Source organism: Streptomyces sp. NPDC058464, from assembly GCF_042721035.1.
Taxonomy (GTDB): domain Bacteria; phylum Actinomycetota; class Actinomycetes; order Streptomycetales; family Streptomycetaceae; genus Streptomyces.
In genome coordinates this window covers 127040-141602 of the sequence record NZ_JBHXMA010000004.1, presented here as the reverse complement: position 1 = coordinate 141602, position 14563 = coordinate 127040, and the positions used below count along the sequence as shown (strand labels likewise).

The window sequence follows — 14563 nt, the reverse complement described above, 5'->3', positions numbered from 1 at the left end:
GAACCAACAATGCTACGGTACCCCCATGACTAGGTTCAATGAAAGAACCATGAAGCGTGCGAGCCCGGAACCGGAATCCGCACCTGCATCTGCGACGGACACAGACGCCACAGGCGCCACGGCCGCCCCGGTCCGCAGCGGCCGCCCCACCCTGGCCCTCACCAGCGCCGCGACCGCCGTGGCCCTGATGACGTACACCGCCCCGGTGGTCACGCTCCCGGAGACGGTCGCCGCCCTGCACACCCCGCTCTCCGCCCAGGCCTGGCTGCTGAACGGCACCCCGCTCGGCCTCGCCGCCCTCCTCCTGGTCGTGGGCAGCCTGGCCGACGACTACGGCCGCCGCCGGGTCTTCGTCGCCGGCACCCTCGCCCTCGGCCTGACCACCGCCCTCGGCGGCCTGACGACCTCCACCTGGGCCTTCACCCTGGCCCGGGTGGCGCAGGGCGCGGCGAGCGCGGCGATCCTGGCGAGCAGCCTGGGCCTGCTGGTGGCCGCGTTCCCGAGCCCGCGGGGCCGGCTGCACGCGACGGGCGTGTGGGGCGCGTTCGTGAGCGGCGGCATCGCACTCGGCCCGCTGGTCGCGGGTGCGATGCCCAGCTGGCGGGTGGCGTACGCCGTACTGGGCGCGGCCGCGCTGCTGGTGGCCGCAGCCTCCGCCCGCACCCTGACGGAGTCCCGCTCACCGCGCGGTGGCCGCCCGGACGTCGCCGGCGCCCTGACCTTCGGCCTCGCACTGGTCTCCCTGGTCGCGGCGCTGACCCTGGGCCGGGACGGCTGGCTGCGCGCACCGGTGGCCCTGCTGCTCGCGGCCACGGTCGTCCTGCTGGTGGCCTTCACCCTCGTCGAACGCCGCTTCGCCTCGACCCCGATGATCGACCTGGCCCTCTTCCGCACCCCCCGCTTCCTGGTCTCCTCCCTCAGCGGCCTGGTCACGGGCCTGACGGTGATAGGCCTGTTCAGCTACCTGCCGGCGCTGCTCCAGCAGACGCTGGGCATGTCCGCGATGGACACGGCGTGGCTGTTCCTGCTCTGGTCCGGCCTGTCCTTCACGGTGGCTCTGCAGGCCAAGCGCCTCGCGGGCCGGGTCTCACCGCGCTGGCAGCTCGCGGCGGGCTTCCTGCTGCACGCGGGCGGCGCGCTGGCCATGCTGGGCGCCCTGGACGCGGGCTCCTGGCCCCGGCTGCTGCCGGGCCTGTTCCTGGGCGGTGTGGGCAGCGGCCTCCTCAACGCCGCGCTCCCCCTGCTGGCGGTGGAGTCGGTCCCCGCAGCCCGGGCCGCGATGGGCTCGGGCGCCCAGCAGACCTTCCGCTACATCGGCTCCTGCGCGGGCGTGGCCCTGACCATCGCCCTGGCCACGTCGACCGGCTCCGGCCTGGCACACGGGGCGGACGTGGCGATGGTGGTCTCCGCGGGGGTGGCGGTGCTGGGGGCGGCGGGGATGGTTGCGTTGCGGGAGCGGGTGCAGTAGCGGGTCACCGGGACGGGAGTGTCCGGCGGGCCCTCACGGACACGCCGGACACTTCCTCAAAGCGCTTCCCGTTCCTGCCCGTTACCGGGTGTGTGCCGCCGGCCGGACAGCGGGCGGCCTGACGTGCGGAGCGGGAGCGGAACCGGTCGCGGGCTGCCGCATGCGCGCGACTCCCGCCGGCGTGGCCTGTTCGAACCCCGACCAGACACCGCCCCCTCGCCATGCGGACCCGTCCCAGACGAAGGCCGCGGCCTGCGTCCCGTAGAAGCCCGCCCCGCACGAAGCCCATCCGCCCCAGTCAAAGACCTGCTCCGGCCCCCACGGACCCCATCGGTTCACGCCGGTGGCACCGTACTTCCAGGCGCTGCTGCGGCAGACGTCCCAGCCGGACCCGTTCCACTTGAAGACGACCGCTCGCGTGGCGGCCCAGCCGTCGGGCTCGTTCAGACCCGTACCGCATCCCTGCTTCAGCGCGAAGGTCTCCGAGTAGGCGAGGTTGCCGGAGAGCACGCCGGGCTTCTTGTGGTCGATTCCTGCGTTTCCCTGGACGCACAGGCCGTAAGCGTTGTACACGGTGACCCTTCGGGCCCAGGTGTACGCGCTCGCCGGCTGCGTCCACAGCGCTGCCGTCAGCAACGCGACGAACATGCACAGTGTGGCTTTCAGAGACAGGCGGGACGTGGTCATGATCCCTCCAGTTCTTGAGTCGCCTGCGACTCGGCGACCGCCGTGCCCTTTCCGACGGCACATGTCAGGGCGGCACCGGCCGGCAGGTAGCGCCGCGGACACCACATGTCCTCGGCATACGTGACTCCCAGAACCCTCCATGAGGTCCTGGGCCTGGGCCGAGGGCGAGACAGCGGGGCGGCCGGTGTCCTCCCGGCCCCACCGCGTGTGTCCGCGACTGCGGACGTGAGTACTCCGAGGTCGAGGACCACGGGCTCACTGAACTTCTCCACGGTAGGCGATGCGGTCGCCCGCCGCCTGCCGAGAACCGCACGGGCCGAACCGGGCCCCGACGCCTCCCCACCCCCTGGCCTCCCCCAGCGCCTCAACTCCCCTCTGGGCCAACGGAATCCGCCCCGGCCTCCGTTCCCTCTCCCCCGACGGTCACCCGGTCCCCGCCCGCGGCCGCATCGACACCAGCTTCCCCCACACCACCATCCGGTACCGCGACGTGAATTCGGGCGTACAGGTGGTGAGGGTGATGTAGTACCCCGGCTCCTTGTACCCGTACGACGGCTTCACGATCGACCGCGGTACGGCCCTGACGACCCCCGAGTCCCGGGACGACGTCTGCGGCAGGATCTGGTCCACGGCGTACGTGTACGTCGCCGCCTCCGTCTCGACCTCGATCGTGTCCCCGCGCCTGAGCCGCGGCAGATACCGGAACGGCTCGCCATGGGTGTTGCGGTGCCCGGCGAGCGCGAAGTTCCCGGCCTGGCCCGGCTGCTGGGTGCCGGGGTAGTGGCCGACGTACCCGTGGTTGAGCACCTTCGGCTTGCTGACGCCCTCGGCGATCGGGACGCGCAGCCCGAGCCGCGGGACGACGAGGACGGCGTACGCCTGGGAGGCGACGACCCGCGTGGTGTACGACGTCTGCCCCCGGCCGTCGCCGGACGCCCCGCCGGACGCCCCGGAACCGGCCGCACCGGAACCGCTCCTCTCTCCGCTGCCGGCGCTCCCGGAACCGTCCGACCCCCCGCCGCCCCACTCCCGCTCCAGCGCCGCCACCTTCCGCTCGGCCCCCTGCTTCGCCTCCCTGTTGGTCCACCACAGCTGGTGCACGACGAGGAGCATGAGCACCACGCCCACCGTGACGAGGAGCTCGCCCCCGGTCCACAGCACCCGCCGGCGCCGGGCCCGCCACCGCCGCTCACCGTGCCCCACGACCCGCACCGCGCACCTCCCACCGCCCCCGCGTCGGTGCCGCACGATAAGGCGACCATCGCCAACTCACCAGAGTCGCGCGACCCCCTGTCCCCGAACCTCCCCCTCCCTGCTTCCTCAACGGGTTTTAGAAACCCCTACAAGAAAGCACGGTCACACCCCTCGACAACCTCACACACCACACCCGATGCTTCCTGTTGGCATGCGGGGGGACGAGTCAATGCCGGTTCGGGAACCGGCGTTTGAGCCGCACGGAGAGGTTGAGAAGCAGCCATGATCCGACGCAGAACACTCCTGGCCGCCGCGGGAGGCGGCCTCCTGGGCAGCGCCCTGGCCACCGGCACGGCCCGCGCCGACGCCACGATCGCCGTCAGCCCGTCCACCTCGTACGGCACCTGGGAGGGCTGGGGCACCTCGCTGGCCTGGTGGGGCAACGTCTTCGGCACCCGGGACGACTTCGCCGACATCTTCTTCACCACCAAGTCGACGACGTACAACAGCACCTCGCTCCCCGGCCTCGGCCTGAACATCGCCCGCTACAACCTGGGCGCGTGCAGCTGGAACAGCGTGAACGGCGAATCGATGGTCGCCTCCGCCAACATCCCCTCCTTCAAACAGATCGAGGGCTACTGGCAGGACTGGAACAACGAGGACCCCACCTCCTCGGCCTGGGACTGGACGGCGGACGCCACCCAGCGCGCGATGCTCGTGAAGGCGGTGAACCGCGGCGCGACGGCCGAGCTCTTCGCCAACTCCCCCATGTGGTGGATGTGTCTGAACCACAACCCGTCCGGCGCCTCCGACGGCGGCAACAACCTCCAGTCCTGGAACTACCGCCAGCACGCCTCCCACCTCGCCTCGGTGGCCCTGTACGCGAAGAACAACTGGGGCGTGAACTTCGCGACGGTGGAGGCCTTCAACGAACCGTCCTCCTCCTGGTGGACGGCGACCGGCACCCAGGAGGGCTGCCACATCGACTCGACGGTCCAGGCGGCCGTACTGCCCTATCTGAGAAGCGAGTTGAACAGCCGAGGCCTGACCTCGACCAAGATCTCGGCCTCGGACGAGACCAGCTACGACCTGGCCCGCACCACCTGGAGCGCCTTCTCCTCCACCACGAAGGGCTACGTGGACCGCGTGAACGTCCACGGCTATCAGGGCTCCGGCGGCCGCCGCGACCTCCTGTACACCGACGTCGTGACGACGGCCGGCAAGGCCCTCTGGAACTCCGAGACCGGCGACAACGACGGCACCGGCTACACCATGGCCTTCAACCTGCTCTACGACTTCCGCTGGCTGCACCCCACGGCCTGGGTCTACTGGCAGGTCATGGACCCCTCCACGAACTGGGCGATGATCGCGTACGACGCCGACACCCTGGCGGCAGGCGCGATCACCACCAAGTACTACGTGATGGCCCAGTTCAGCCGCCACATCCGCCCCGGCATGAAGATCCTCGACACAGGCGTGAGCAACGCCGTAGCCGCCTACGACAGTTCGGCCAAACGCCTGGTGATAGTGGCCCTCAACACCGCCACCTCCGCCCAGACCTTCACCTTCAACCTGTCCGGGTTCACGACGGTGACGGGCGGCACGAACGGCCTGGTCCCGCGCTGGAACACGGTGACGACGGGCGGCGACGCGTACAAGTCGTACTCCGACACCTACCTGTCCGGAAAGACGGTGGCGGTGTCGGTGGCGGCGAAGGCCGTCCAGACCCTCCAGATCGACGGCGTGACGATCTAGCCCGGCACCGACCTGGCCCGGAACCGACCCGGACCGGAACCGACCCGGACCGGCGCCGGGGACACGCGGCCCCTTCCGTGTCCCCGGCGCCACTACCCGAGCCGCACCCGCATCTCCACACGCACCTCGTCTCCCGCCTCCACCCCCTGCGACTTGCGCACCGCACTCTTCAACGGCAGCAGATACCCCCCGTCCTTGGGAAACAGGGAGGTCTCGAACACCACCCCGCCCAAGGTCACCTCGACAGGAACGACCCCCCACCCGTACGAGGCCATGCCCGCCACGGCCCGTACCTCCTCGCACTCCTCCTCCGGCACCGGCACGAAGTAGTACGGAGCAGGCCCCCGCCACTCCACGACACACCCACCGAACTCGAACCGCACCGAACGACTCCCCTCGCTACCGACTGCCCCCTATCCCTATCTCTTCTTTGTCACCGCCGGGCAGTACGGTGTCGTTCATGCGCCCCGACACGCCTGCCGAGAACGTCGACCACACCGCCGAAGCGGCACGCCTGGAGCGGACCGCCGACCGCTACCCCGAGGACGCCGAGGCCCTCCTCCTCCAGGCCGCGGCCCACCTGGAACTGGCCGACGCCCGCCCCGCCGCCACCACGCTCTACGACCGCCTCCTCGCCACCCCGGACACCCTGGAGAACGCCCCCCTCGTCCGGGCCCTCAAGGCGTCGAACCTGTGGGAGTACGACCACGAGGCCGAGGCACGGGCGATCATCGAGGGCATCCGCACCACCGCCCCCCGGGACCCGGCCCCCTGGGTGATCGTCGCCGAGTCCCTGGAATCCCACGACGAGCTGGAAGCGGCGCACGACACGTTCACGGAGGCGGCGACCCTCCTCCTCACGAACATCGCCGACCCCCCCTACGCCACGCACCCCCTCCTCTTCGGCCGCCACCGGGTCCGCCGCATGCTCGGCCTCCCCCACGACGACTGGGACGCCCTCGCCGACACCCTCCACTCGTCCCCCATCTCCCTGGACGAACTCCACGACCCCAAGCGCGTCTGGTCCCTGGGCTCGGACAACCCGGCGGAACTGGAAGCAGAGATCTCCCGCCTGCGCGCCGAACTCGGCACCTACCGCGAGGCCCTCTCCCGCCCCTTCCCGGTAGCGGTCCTGCACTGGCCGGCGCAGGAACTCACAGAACTCCTGTCGGCGTACCCGGACCTCACCACGGAATACCCCTCCCACCCCGAGCACCTCGAGACCATAGAGTCCTCCCTCCGCGAACTCTCAGCCTCGGGCACTGGCAACCTGGGCATCGTCACAGGCACGGTCCCTTCCTACGAGGCCTTCGCGGCCTCCGAAGGTTCCTCCCCCGGCGACACCACCCTGCTCCCGCAATACGCAACAACCCTCGCAGCCCGCGGCCGCGCAGTGGCCTGGCCCCCACAGCGCACCTCCGACTGCTGGTGCGGCCAGACCCAGCCGTACGACACCTGCCACGGCTCGTAAGCCACCCTCCGCACCCGCTAAGACGACCCGGCGTGCCCCCACGCACCCGACGCGCCCCAACCCCGGCCCCGAACGCAGCCGACCCCTTCGGCCCACCCCGCCAAGCCGCCCACTTTCCCCGGGCCGCCCGCTCGCTTCTCCCCCGTGCCGGAGCGGCCCGGGTCAAGGGTGGCCCGCAGGGCCATCGGCGCAGCCGACGCGGACGCGGAGCGCAGCGGAGCGGGAGCGCCCTTGAGGCGGGGCGCGGAGGCACGACACTGAGAAAGAAGTGGGCGGCTTTCCTAGGCCGAAGATCGCCGCTTCAGCGAGGCAGATACTTCACTGGCTGCACGCCGATCCGGCAACGCCGGCAAAATACTCCCGTGCCAGATGTCACCCCCTCCTCTCTTGCCGTTTCCGCCCGCATGAGCAAGCAGGCGAGCAAAGACACGGAGGCTGAGCTGGCCGTACGACGGCTGCTGCACGCTGCCGGTCTGCGATACCGCGTGGAGTACCCCGTGCCGGGCATGCCCCGGCGACGCATCGACGTGGCCTTCACTCGGGCCAAGGTCGCGGTCCTCATCGATGGCTGCTTCTGGCACGGCTGTCCCCAGCACGCCACCCACCCGAAGGCCAACGCGGACTGGTGGCGCCGCAAGTTGGACCGGAACATGGCCCGCGACCGGGAGACGACCGAGCATCTGATCGCGGAAGGCTGGACGGTGCTGCGATTCTGGGAGCACGAGGCTCCTGGGGAAGTGGCGCTACGAGTGGTAGCGGCTGTGGAACGGCGTCGGACGGAAGGGACCCGGGGGAGAAAAGAATGAGTGGACTGACCTTCGTCGACGTGTGCTCCGGGGCGGGTGGGCTCGCCCTCGGACTGGAGCAGGCGGGGTTCGAGCCGCGCTTGTTGCTGGACGACGACGAGCTCGCCGTCGGCACTCTGCGGACCAACCGGTCGCACTGGAACGTGCTGCAGACCGACCTGATGGACTTCGACCCGGCCGAGTACACCGTGAGCCACGACGTGGATCTTCTGTCCGCGGGCCTGCCACGGGTGAAGTCGAGTGCGACCGTCGGACGCGCGAATTCACGTGCGGAGGAGCGGTTGCTGGAGGCCACGATCTTTCTCGTCCATGCGATCAGGCCTCGTGCGGTACTCATCGAGAATGTTCCCGGGCTCGCGCACTCGGACGCCTACCAGCACTTCCGTGACTTCGCCCGAGCCGAACTGGCCCACTTGGGCTACGAGTTCAGCTGGTTTGTCGTGAACGCCGTCGACTTCGGCGTGCCCCAGAACCGCAAACAGGGCGTCCTGGTCGCCATCGAGCGGAAGTGGGCCGCGGCGTTCCGACCGCCGGCACCGACCGTGCGGCAGCCGACGACGGTCGGTGCCGTTCTGGGACCGTCCATGGCCGCACGCGGTTGGCGGGACGCCGCCCGTTGGGCCGCCCAAGCCGATCGACCGGCTCCGACTCTGGTCGGTGGTTCGAAGAACCGGGGCGGCGCGGACCTGGGGCCGACAGGAGCCAAAAACACCTGGGCGACCATGGGTGTCAACGGTCACACCGTGGGCGATGAGGTTCCCGACGCGGACTTCGTCTGGGATCCCGCACTCGGCAGGGACCACATGGTGAAGATCACGCCGGGGCAGGCTGCGCTGCTGCAAGGCTTCCCCCAGACGTGGGAGATCACCGGGCGCAAGACCGCCCGATACCGCCAGATCGGCCACGCGACACCACCACCCGTAGGGAAGGCGCTGGGGCAGGCTGTCGCCGCAGCCCTCATTCCGGAACCAGCAGCCCCGCCGGCCGGCTAGAATCCGCTAATGACCAGCACGGCGTCCCACGAATACGTCCTTGACCAGCCCCGAATCCTTGACCTCTTCGCGGGGCCCGGAGGGCTGGACGTCGCCGGTCACTCACTCGACATCCCGAGTCTCGGTATCGAGTGGGACAGAAGCGCGTGCCTGACCCGGTACGCCGCCGGGCTGGACACCCTCCACGCCGATGTGAGCGCGGTACGCAGGGACGCCTTCGAGACACTGCCGCCGGAGATCAACGTGCTCGCCGGCGGCCCGCCGTGCCAGACGTACTCGGTGGCCGGGCACGGCGCCGGGCGCCAAGCTCTGGACAGGGTCAAGGGGTACATCGAGCAGCTGATGGCGGGCGTCTCCGACCAGGAGATCGACGAGGACCTGAAGACGCTCACCGATCCCCGCACCGCGTTGGTCCTCGAACCCCTCCGATACGCGATTCAGGCGACCCGGAGCCCGAACCGGGAGCACCGCCCGTACGACGTCATCGTCCTGGAGCAGGTCCGTGAGGTCGAGGCACTCTGGAAGCACTATGCCAAGGTGCTGGAGGAGACAGGGCTGCCCGACGGAACCAAGTACAAGGTCGTCGTCGATGTCCTCGACACCGAGACCTACGGGGTTCCGCAGACGCGATCCCGCGCGGTGCTGATCGCTCGGCGCGAAGGACTTGGTGAGCCCTCGCTTCCCTCGCCGACCCATCATTCCTACGAAGCCAAAGGATGGCGCCGAAAGAACGGGAAGAACGAACACCACCGGGCCGCAGATCAGGTCCATCAGGCGACCCTCTACGACGGCACCGAACCGGAGACTGATGGGCACCAGCCGGCAGGTGACGAAGGCCTGCAGCCCTGGAGGTCGATGGGCGATGCCCTCGCGAACCAGGTGGGCTCACATCCGGGGCGCCGCACTCCATTCCTGGTTCGCTCGAACTACGGCAGCTCCAACCACTCCGGACGACGAGGCGTGCGAAGCGACCAACAGCCTGCCTTCACCGTCACCGGCAAGATCAGCCGCTTCGTAGTCTTCCAACACCTCGACGAGAGTGTCGTCCACGAGGGCGCACGGTTCAGCATGAACGAGGCGGGAATGCTGCAGACCTTCCCGCCGGACTACCCGTGGTCCGGTACTGCTCAGGCCCAGCAGGTGGGCAACGCCGTACCGCCCCTGTTCGGTGCGCACCTGCTGAGCGCCGCTCTCGGACTTCCCACGCCGGCACCGGAGACGCTGGGGAAGCCGTGGCAGCCGGCCACGGAGGAGCAGCGGGCCAAGTTGCGGAGCAACGGCTGCGGAGCCGCCGACGCCTGCACCGACAGGTGCCCGCAGCCCAAGGATCAGGTGGCACCGCCGTCTTCCGTGCGCCCGCGCAAGACCAAGACCACGAAGGCGTCGGCAAAGTAGCCCAAGCAGGGCACCTGCACCTGGTCAGTCCCCACTCTTCCTGCCCCTGACCGGCGCGGTCTCGAACAGCTCAGCAAAGTAGTCGGTGAGCGCGACCACGGACTTCTCTGGGACGGGGTCCTCGTCGGGCCCGTTCGGAAGTTCGTACCGCTCGACCGGTGGCGCCGATTCCGCTTCCGCGATCCAGTCCCGCAGATGGACGGGGTCGCGAGGCTGGTCCGGCGCGAGGATGTCGTAGATCAAGGTCGCGCCGGCCGCGTTGATCGCGACGCTCAGGCCATTGACCTCTCGCCCGCCTGAGACCTGGCCGCTCTTCAGGAGGCGTACCAGGGCCTGGGCGGTGGGACGGTGGTCGACCAGCCCACTCCGGAGAACGGTGTGGATGAGGTCCTGATTTCCACAGGCGATCTCGACCGGTCCGTAGTCCGGCCCGTTCCGGAAGAGTTCGGCCGCCCACCACAGACGGGAGAAGCACTGCCGGTCCGCAGGACCGCGGAAGCGCTCCGCAGCGACACGTCTCTCCGGCCTGTTCGCGGTCGGCTCCGACAAGTGCCGCCAGGCGACGTAGTCGGGGGCCACCGCCAGGGCCAGATGGTTCCACAGGCGCTTGTCCGCCGCTTCGCGCCGTGTCAGGCGCAGCGTGGCGTGGAGCCGCGGCGCTAGCCACGCGTCAGCTCGGGTACGGTCCTGCCGGAACTCGAACATGGCGTCCTCGACCAGGCTCCGGATCGGCTCGACCCACCACCTGGCGTCGTCCTCGGGGAGCGGCTCGACGACCTTGGCGAGTTCGATGCCGCCATGAACCTGTTCGCCTCTGAGCAGTTCCTCGGTGAGGAACGGATCGACGGCCGAGGTGGCGAGCAGCCCCAGTCGTTCCGGTACGTGGTTCGGGTGGGTGATCACGTGTCACTCTCGCGATTCATCTGTTCCAGACTACGGATGGCATAGGCGAGCGCCTTGGTGGCGTCGGCGCGGCGGACCGCCGCGTAGTGGATTCGCGTCTGGAGCTCCACCCATCCCGAGTCGCCGGTGCGCCTGCGATGGACCTGTCGGAGGGCCTCCTCGACATGGACGCCGGGAACGACGTCCGGGAGCATCTCGCGCAGCACCTCGCCCTGCCAGTCGGTCGGAAAGACCGGGCCGCCGCCGGGTTCCACCTCCAGATCACCGATGGCACCGTGGAACACCGCGGTCCAGACGTCGGTGGCCATCTGGGCGACCAAGAGGTCGCGCACCTTGCTCTCCACGCCCGAGCCGTTGCTGTCCAACAGGCCGACGACACCCTCGACATCGGTGTTCACGAACACGGTGGGAACTCTGGCCGAGGCGTCCACGATCCAGGGCGCGTCGGCGTATGCCTGGAGCCATTCCCGGGAGCTTCTCTTGAACGATGCTGTCTGAACGTCCAGTTGGAGCCCTCGGACCGGCTCGTCGGACACCGTGTCGATGATCCAGCTCCGGTCGGTCTCGGCGATCGACCGTCCGCGCACTCCGTCCACGGTCCCGACCGCGTACACGGCGAGGGAGGCCCGCCCCAGGTGGTCGTCGCGGAGCACTTCCACGGAGCCCGACCAGTCCCTGCCGTCCGCCGCGTCACGCGTGAGCTCGGCGGAGGTGTGGACATTGGTCTCGCCGTCCGCCAGCACGGCGAGGACGCGCAGATCGGACCAGGCCGCGTCCGGAGCGTTCGCGCCGGGTGGCAGCGTCGCAGAGACGCCGATCGTGGCGCTGACCCAGTCGGTGTGGCCCGCGATACCGAGGGCGACGGTCTGCTGCTGGGTCGAGTACGCGGTGGTCTCCAGTTGGTCGCGGGTACCGTCGGAGAGCTTGAGGGAGACCGAGGTCACCCTGAGGGAGACCGGCCGGTTGAGCCTCTTGTAGGGGTAGAACTTCACGCCTCATTCCCCCTTGCCGGCACGGAGTTCGACGACGAGGCGGGTGAACATCGTCCTCACCGGGTGACTGGTGACGTCGGTGGAGCCTCGGAACTTCGCGCGACGCGTGCCGGGCAGGAAGCGCAGGGTCCCGCCCTCCACCTCGCAGCCCTCGACCGCCACGAGCTCCGCCCAGTCCAGCTTCGGACGGCCTCCGGAACGCACGTCCAGTTGCGCGACCGGCACCATCGGGACGATCTCGTCGCCACGCGGAATGCTCACTTCGGCAGTGATCTGCCACTCCCCGCCGTCGCCGACTGTCGCATCCAACTTGTCCAGCACCGGAACCACCGGCCCGGCGGGTGCCTTGGCCTTGGGCCTCGTTCTCACGGTCAACGCCTTGCGCACAGCCTCACCGCCTTCGCCGCTGCTGCGCTTCGGCCGCGCCACGACTTCTCTGACCGCGCTGTTGACGTCGGCGGTCAGCGCGTTGATCCGCCGGTATGCGGACGGTGACCAGCGCAGGGTCAGCTCCTCCGTCTGCCCCCAGCGGTCGTGCTCGGGCGGTTCCGCGGCACGCAGGAAATCCTCGGCCTCCTTCGCGAAGGGGGCCGTCTCTCCGGCCGCCTCGCCCACCAGCAGAACAGCCTGGAAAGGGTTGGTGTTGAGCGGCAGCCTCGGGACCCCGGACCTCTTGACGGTCATGCGGTTGCCGCGCAATGAGTGCACCTGGTTCTTCCCCCCGTCCCCGTCCTTGTCCCGCTCGGCCTCGGTGACGAGCAGAACCGCCTGATGCGTACCGAGCGTTCCATGGACACCACCGGAGAGCGGCAGCTTCAGCGGAACGCTCCGCGCCGCCACCTGCCCGGCCTCGGTGAGGCGATCCACCGTGGTGCCCTCGTAGTGCGCCCTCAGGGCACGAGTCCGAGCAGGCTGCTCGGCAGACGGGTCCACCTGCTTCTCCGGCACGACCTCCTTGCCGTTCTGCAAAGCGCGGACAGATACCTCCAGGAGCGGGAGCCTGCTGCCTCCACCGGTCATCGCGGCCCAGAAGTCACGTCCCAGCGCCTCGACCAGGCGGCGATGCATCTTGCGGATGTCACGCGTGTCCTCGTCGTCGCTGTCCTCGTTGCCGACGAACTCGTCGTCGGCGTCGGACTTCCCCTCAAGGCTGGCTACGTCGTGCGCACCGACGATGAGGAAAGACGTACCGGGCTCGTCGCTCTCCCTGCTCAGTTGCAGGCGTGCCACGGTCTCCTCGTCCGCCCACCAAGAACGGGCGACCATGGCACCGGGCGAATCGGGATCGGGGCGCCCGAACCACGCGGGGCCCGCGTACGGCTCACCGTCCACTTCGCGCCAGGGCAGTTCCAGACGGCCGATGACCCGCCGCTCGGTACGTCCCTCGTGAGGCACGGACAGAGTGGAGTTGATGAGCACGAGTCCGAGCGCGCTGGTGGCCCACAGGGTCGCCTTGCCCAGGCCGTACGAACCACCCGCGCCGGGCCCGGACTTGAGGCTTTCCAGTTGACGCCTGACCACGGCCGCGAACTTGCCGTCCGCGTAGTCGTCGCCGATGAGCCCGGAAGCGTTGTAGTCGTCCACACGCAGTAGGACCAATCGGCCCTTCTCGTACATGTCGCGCACCCCGGCGTCCACGACCCGACCGACCTTCTGATTTCCGGCGGTCTCCGAGACGGCGGAGTAGTGCGGGAAGAGATCGTTCCAGAGGATCGCCTCACGAAAGGCCTCCAGGGCCTCTCCGGTGAGCTCGTGGAGGGTGTAACGGACCCGGACCGGTCGACCGTTCTCCGCCAACCGCTCGTCGAGGCTGTTCTGGCAGGTCTCTCGGGCGAGTACCTGCACGTCGGCGTCGAACGCGAAGGCGGCGGCATTGCCCAGTTCACGGCCGCCGTCGGGGTAGCCGGGGCGGTGGTACCAGGTGACCGGGAGGCCGGCCTGGGTGTCGGTGGTACGGGTGTGCACCGTCCCCACATCCGTGCCGAGCGCCCTGGCGATGTCCGTCATGACGGTCGGACGCGGAGTCGACCTGCCGGTGATCCACGCGGACACAGCGGCCCGGGTCAGCTTGAGCTCGTCGGCCAGTTCGGCCTGCGTCTTGCCCGCGAGCTTGAGCTGTCGGGCCAACCAGGGCCCGAACTCCTCACCTGAATCCACGCGTCGCCTGCTCTTTCCTCGGTCCCATGCTGCTCGCATGTCGTGGACCACGAGGTTAATTTGACACGCGCGGCAGCGTCAACCAACAGTTGATCGAGCTCGACCATCCAGTCGCTTCGACCTAGTGTCCAAGTTGCCTCGAATGATCAACTTCCACCCCATATGCGCCACTTCCTCAAACGGAGCAATCAACTCCCCTCGGGTGGGCGGAAGTTGTGCTTGCGCATTCGGGGTGACGGTCGATACCGTTGTTGACGATGGGGATCCCGTCTCGCTCGCGAAACCCGAAATGGGAGGACTGGGCGGCAAGGGGAGAAGTGCGCCCAAAATTCAGCTACACACACCGCCGAAACCTTACACCGAACTACCTTCCGAAAAGGACTGGCCATACGGGACTCCACCCCCTACCTTGATTCATCGGAATGAAGTCCAGCTCAAAATTCCAACTTTATCCATTTCATTTCACACGGGGGACGTGTGCTCGAATACACCCCTGTGCAACTGCAGGATGCGACTTTAGGGGTGGATCAATTCGATGAATGAGCAGGACGACGACGAGTCGTTGGACTCTCAGCGGGACTCGAGTTCATTTTGGTTGGGCATGAAGATGGCAAGCAGCATGGCCGAGGTCCAGGGTATTCTTCACCGCTTCGACGTGCCCGAAGAGGAATTCGCCAACCGGTTCCCCTCCTTGGCCAAGCTGGTTCAGGGGCTGCCGGACGAGACCGCTCCCCCGGCCTGAT

At 68.9% G+C, this 14563-nt stretch carries 13 protein-coding genes; 7 read left to right on the top strand and 6 right to left on the bottom strand.

Translation table 11 applies throughout. The features are described 5' to 3' along the window. The first annotated feature begins 25 nt into the window (after positions 1-25). Positions 26-1468 (top strand): MFS transporter, encoded by a 1443-nt coding sequence (locus ACFWPQ_RS07655; protein WP_384030967.1) that lies wholly within the window; start codon positions 26-28, stop codon positions 1466-1468. A gap of 81 nt (positions 1469-1549) precedes the next feature. On the opposite strand, the gene ACFWPQ_RS07650 is transcribed toward ACFWPQ_RS07655, so the two are convergent. Next, positions 1550-2155 carry a hypothetical protein gene (locus tag ACFWPQ_RS07650; RefSeq protein ID WP_384030965.1) on the bottom strand — a complete coding sequence of 202 codons (606 nt, stop codon included), beginning with the start codon at positions 2153-2155 and terminating at the stop codon, positions 1550-1552. Between the two features lie 423 nt (positions 2156-2578). After that, positions 2579-3358 (bottom strand): class E sortase, encoded by a 780-nt coding sequence (locus tag ACFWPQ_RS07645; protein ID WP_384030963.1) that lies wholly within the window; start codon positions 3356-3358, stop codon positions 2579-2581. Positions 3359-3631: 273 nt separating this feature from the next. Here ACFWPQ_RS07645 and ACFWPQ_RS07640 point away from each other — a divergent pair, with 273 nt between their 5' ends. After that, positions 3632-5104 carry a beta-1,6-galactanase gene (locus tag ACFWPQ_RS07640; RefSeq protein WP_384030961.1) on the top strand — a complete coding sequence of 491 codons (1473 nt, stop codon included), beginning with the start codon at positions 3632-3634 and terminating at the stop codon, positions 5102-5104. A 92-nt stretch (positions 5105-5196) separates the two neighbouring features. Here the strand turns inward: ACFWPQ_RS07640 and ACFWPQ_RS07635 are convergent, their stop codons facing one another. Beyond that, complete coding sequence (locus ACFWPQ_RS07635) at positions 5197-5487, bottom strand: DUF1905 domain-containing protein (RefSeq protein WP_350778096.1); 291 nt, start codon at positions 5485-5487, stop codon at positions 5197-5199. Positions 5488-5564: 77 nt separating this feature from the next. Between ACFWPQ_RS07635 and ACFWPQ_RS07630 the strand changes: the two genes are divergently transcribed. From ACFWPQ_RS07630 to ACFWPQ_RS07615, 4 genes are all read left to right on the top strand, one after another. Next, a complete protein-coding gene (locus ACFWPQ_RS07630) occupies positions 5565-6575 on the top strand; it encodes a hypothetical protein (protein WP_384030958.1) in 1011 nt (336 codons plus the stop codon). Positions 6576-6979: 404 nt separating this feature from the next. After that, entirely contained in the window at positions 6980-7381 is a 402-nt protein-coding gene (locus ACFWPQ_RS07625) for a very short patch repair endonuclease (RefSeq protein ID WP_384031375.1), read from the top strand. Then, a complete protein-coding gene (locus tag ACFWPQ_RS07620) occupies positions 7378-8373 on the top strand; it encodes a DNA cytosine methyltransferase (protein ID WP_384030956.1) in 996 nt (331 codons plus the stop codon). The genes ACFWPQ_RS07625 and ACFWPQ_RS07620 overlap by 4 nt, the downstream gene beginning before the upstream one ends. A gap of 9 nt (positions 8374-8382) precedes the next feature. Further along, positions 8383-9768, top strand: a complete 1386-nt coding sequence (locus ACFWPQ_RS07615; RefSeq protein WP_384030954.1) for a DNA cytosine methyltransferase — start codon at positions 8383-8385, stop codon at positions 9766-9768. Positions 9769-9792: 24 nt separating this feature from the next. Here ACFWPQ_RS07615 and ACFWPQ_RS07610 read toward each other — a convergent pair whose 3' ends face one another. Genes ACFWPQ_RS07610 through ACFWPQ_RS07600 form a run of 3 tightly spaced genes read right to left on the bottom strand, consistent with a single transcriptional unit; the run spans position 9793 to position 13820 of the window. Then, positions 9793-10671 carry a DUF6339 family protein gene (locus ACFWPQ_RS07610; protein WP_384030952.1) on the bottom strand — a complete coding sequence of 293 codons (879 nt, stop codon included), beginning with the start codon at positions 10669-10671 and terminating at the stop codon, positions 9793-9795. Continuing rightward, positions 10668-11663, bottom strand: coding sequence for a hypothetical protein (locus ACFWPQ_RS07605; protein ID WP_384030950.1), 996 nt, complete (start codon positions 11661-11663; stop codon positions 10668-10670). The genes ACFWPQ_RS07610 and ACFWPQ_RS07605 overlap by 4 nt, the downstream gene beginning before the upstream one ends. 3 nt (positions 11664-11666) lie before the next feature. Continuing rightward, positions 11667-13820: a helix-turn-helix transcriptional regulator gene (locus ACFWPQ_RS07600; RefSeq protein WP_384030948.1), complete on the bottom strand. Its 2154-nt coding sequence runs from the start codon at positions 13818-13820 to the stop codon at positions 11667-11669. Positions 13821-14355: 535 nt separating this feature from the next. On the opposite strand from ACFWPQ_RS07600, the gene ACFWPQ_RS07595 reads away from it, so the two are divergent. After that, entirely contained in the window at positions 14356-14562 is a 207-nt protein-coding gene (locus ACFWPQ_RS07595) for a hypothetical protein (protein ID WP_384030946.1), read from the top strand. Position 14563 lies beyond the last annotated feature (1 nt).

Excerpts from the sequence above, each read along its gene's own strand:
- ACFWPQ_RS07625 (WP_384031375.1), top strand. The coding sequence starts at position 6,980 with ATGAGCAAGCAGGCGAGCAAAGACACGGAGGCTGAGCTGGCCGTACGA.
- ACFWPQ_RS07615 (WP_384030954.1), top strand. The coding sequence starts at position 8,383 with ATGACCAGCACGGCGTCCCACGAATACGTCCTTGACCAGCCCCGAATC.
- ACFWPQ_RS07630 (WP_384030958.1), top strand. The coding sequence starts at position 5,565 with ATGCGCCCCGACACGCCTGCCGAGAACGTCGACCACACCGCCGAAGCG.
- ACFWPQ_RS07620 (WP_384030956.1), top strand. The coding sequence starts at position 7,378 with ATGAGTGGACTGACCTTCGTCGACGTGTGCTCCGGGGCGGGTGGGCTC.
- ACFWPQ_RS07595 (WP_384030946.1), top strand. The coding sequence starts at position 14,356 with ATGAATGAGCAGGACGACGACGAGTCGTTGGACTCTCAGCGGGACTCG.
- ACFWPQ_RS07655 (WP_384030967.1), top strand. The coding sequence starts at position 26 with ATGACTAGGTTCAATGAAAGAACCATGAAGCGTGCGAGCCCGGAACCG.
- ACFWPQ_RS07650 (WP_384030965.1), bottom strand. The coding sequence starts at position 2,155 with ATGACCACGTCCCGCCTGTCTCTGAAAGCCACACTGTGCATGTTCGTC.
- ACFWPQ_RS07640 (WP_384030961.1), top strand. The coding sequence starts at position 3,632 with ATGATCCGACGCAGAACACTCCTGGCCGCCGCGGGAGGCGGCCTCCTG.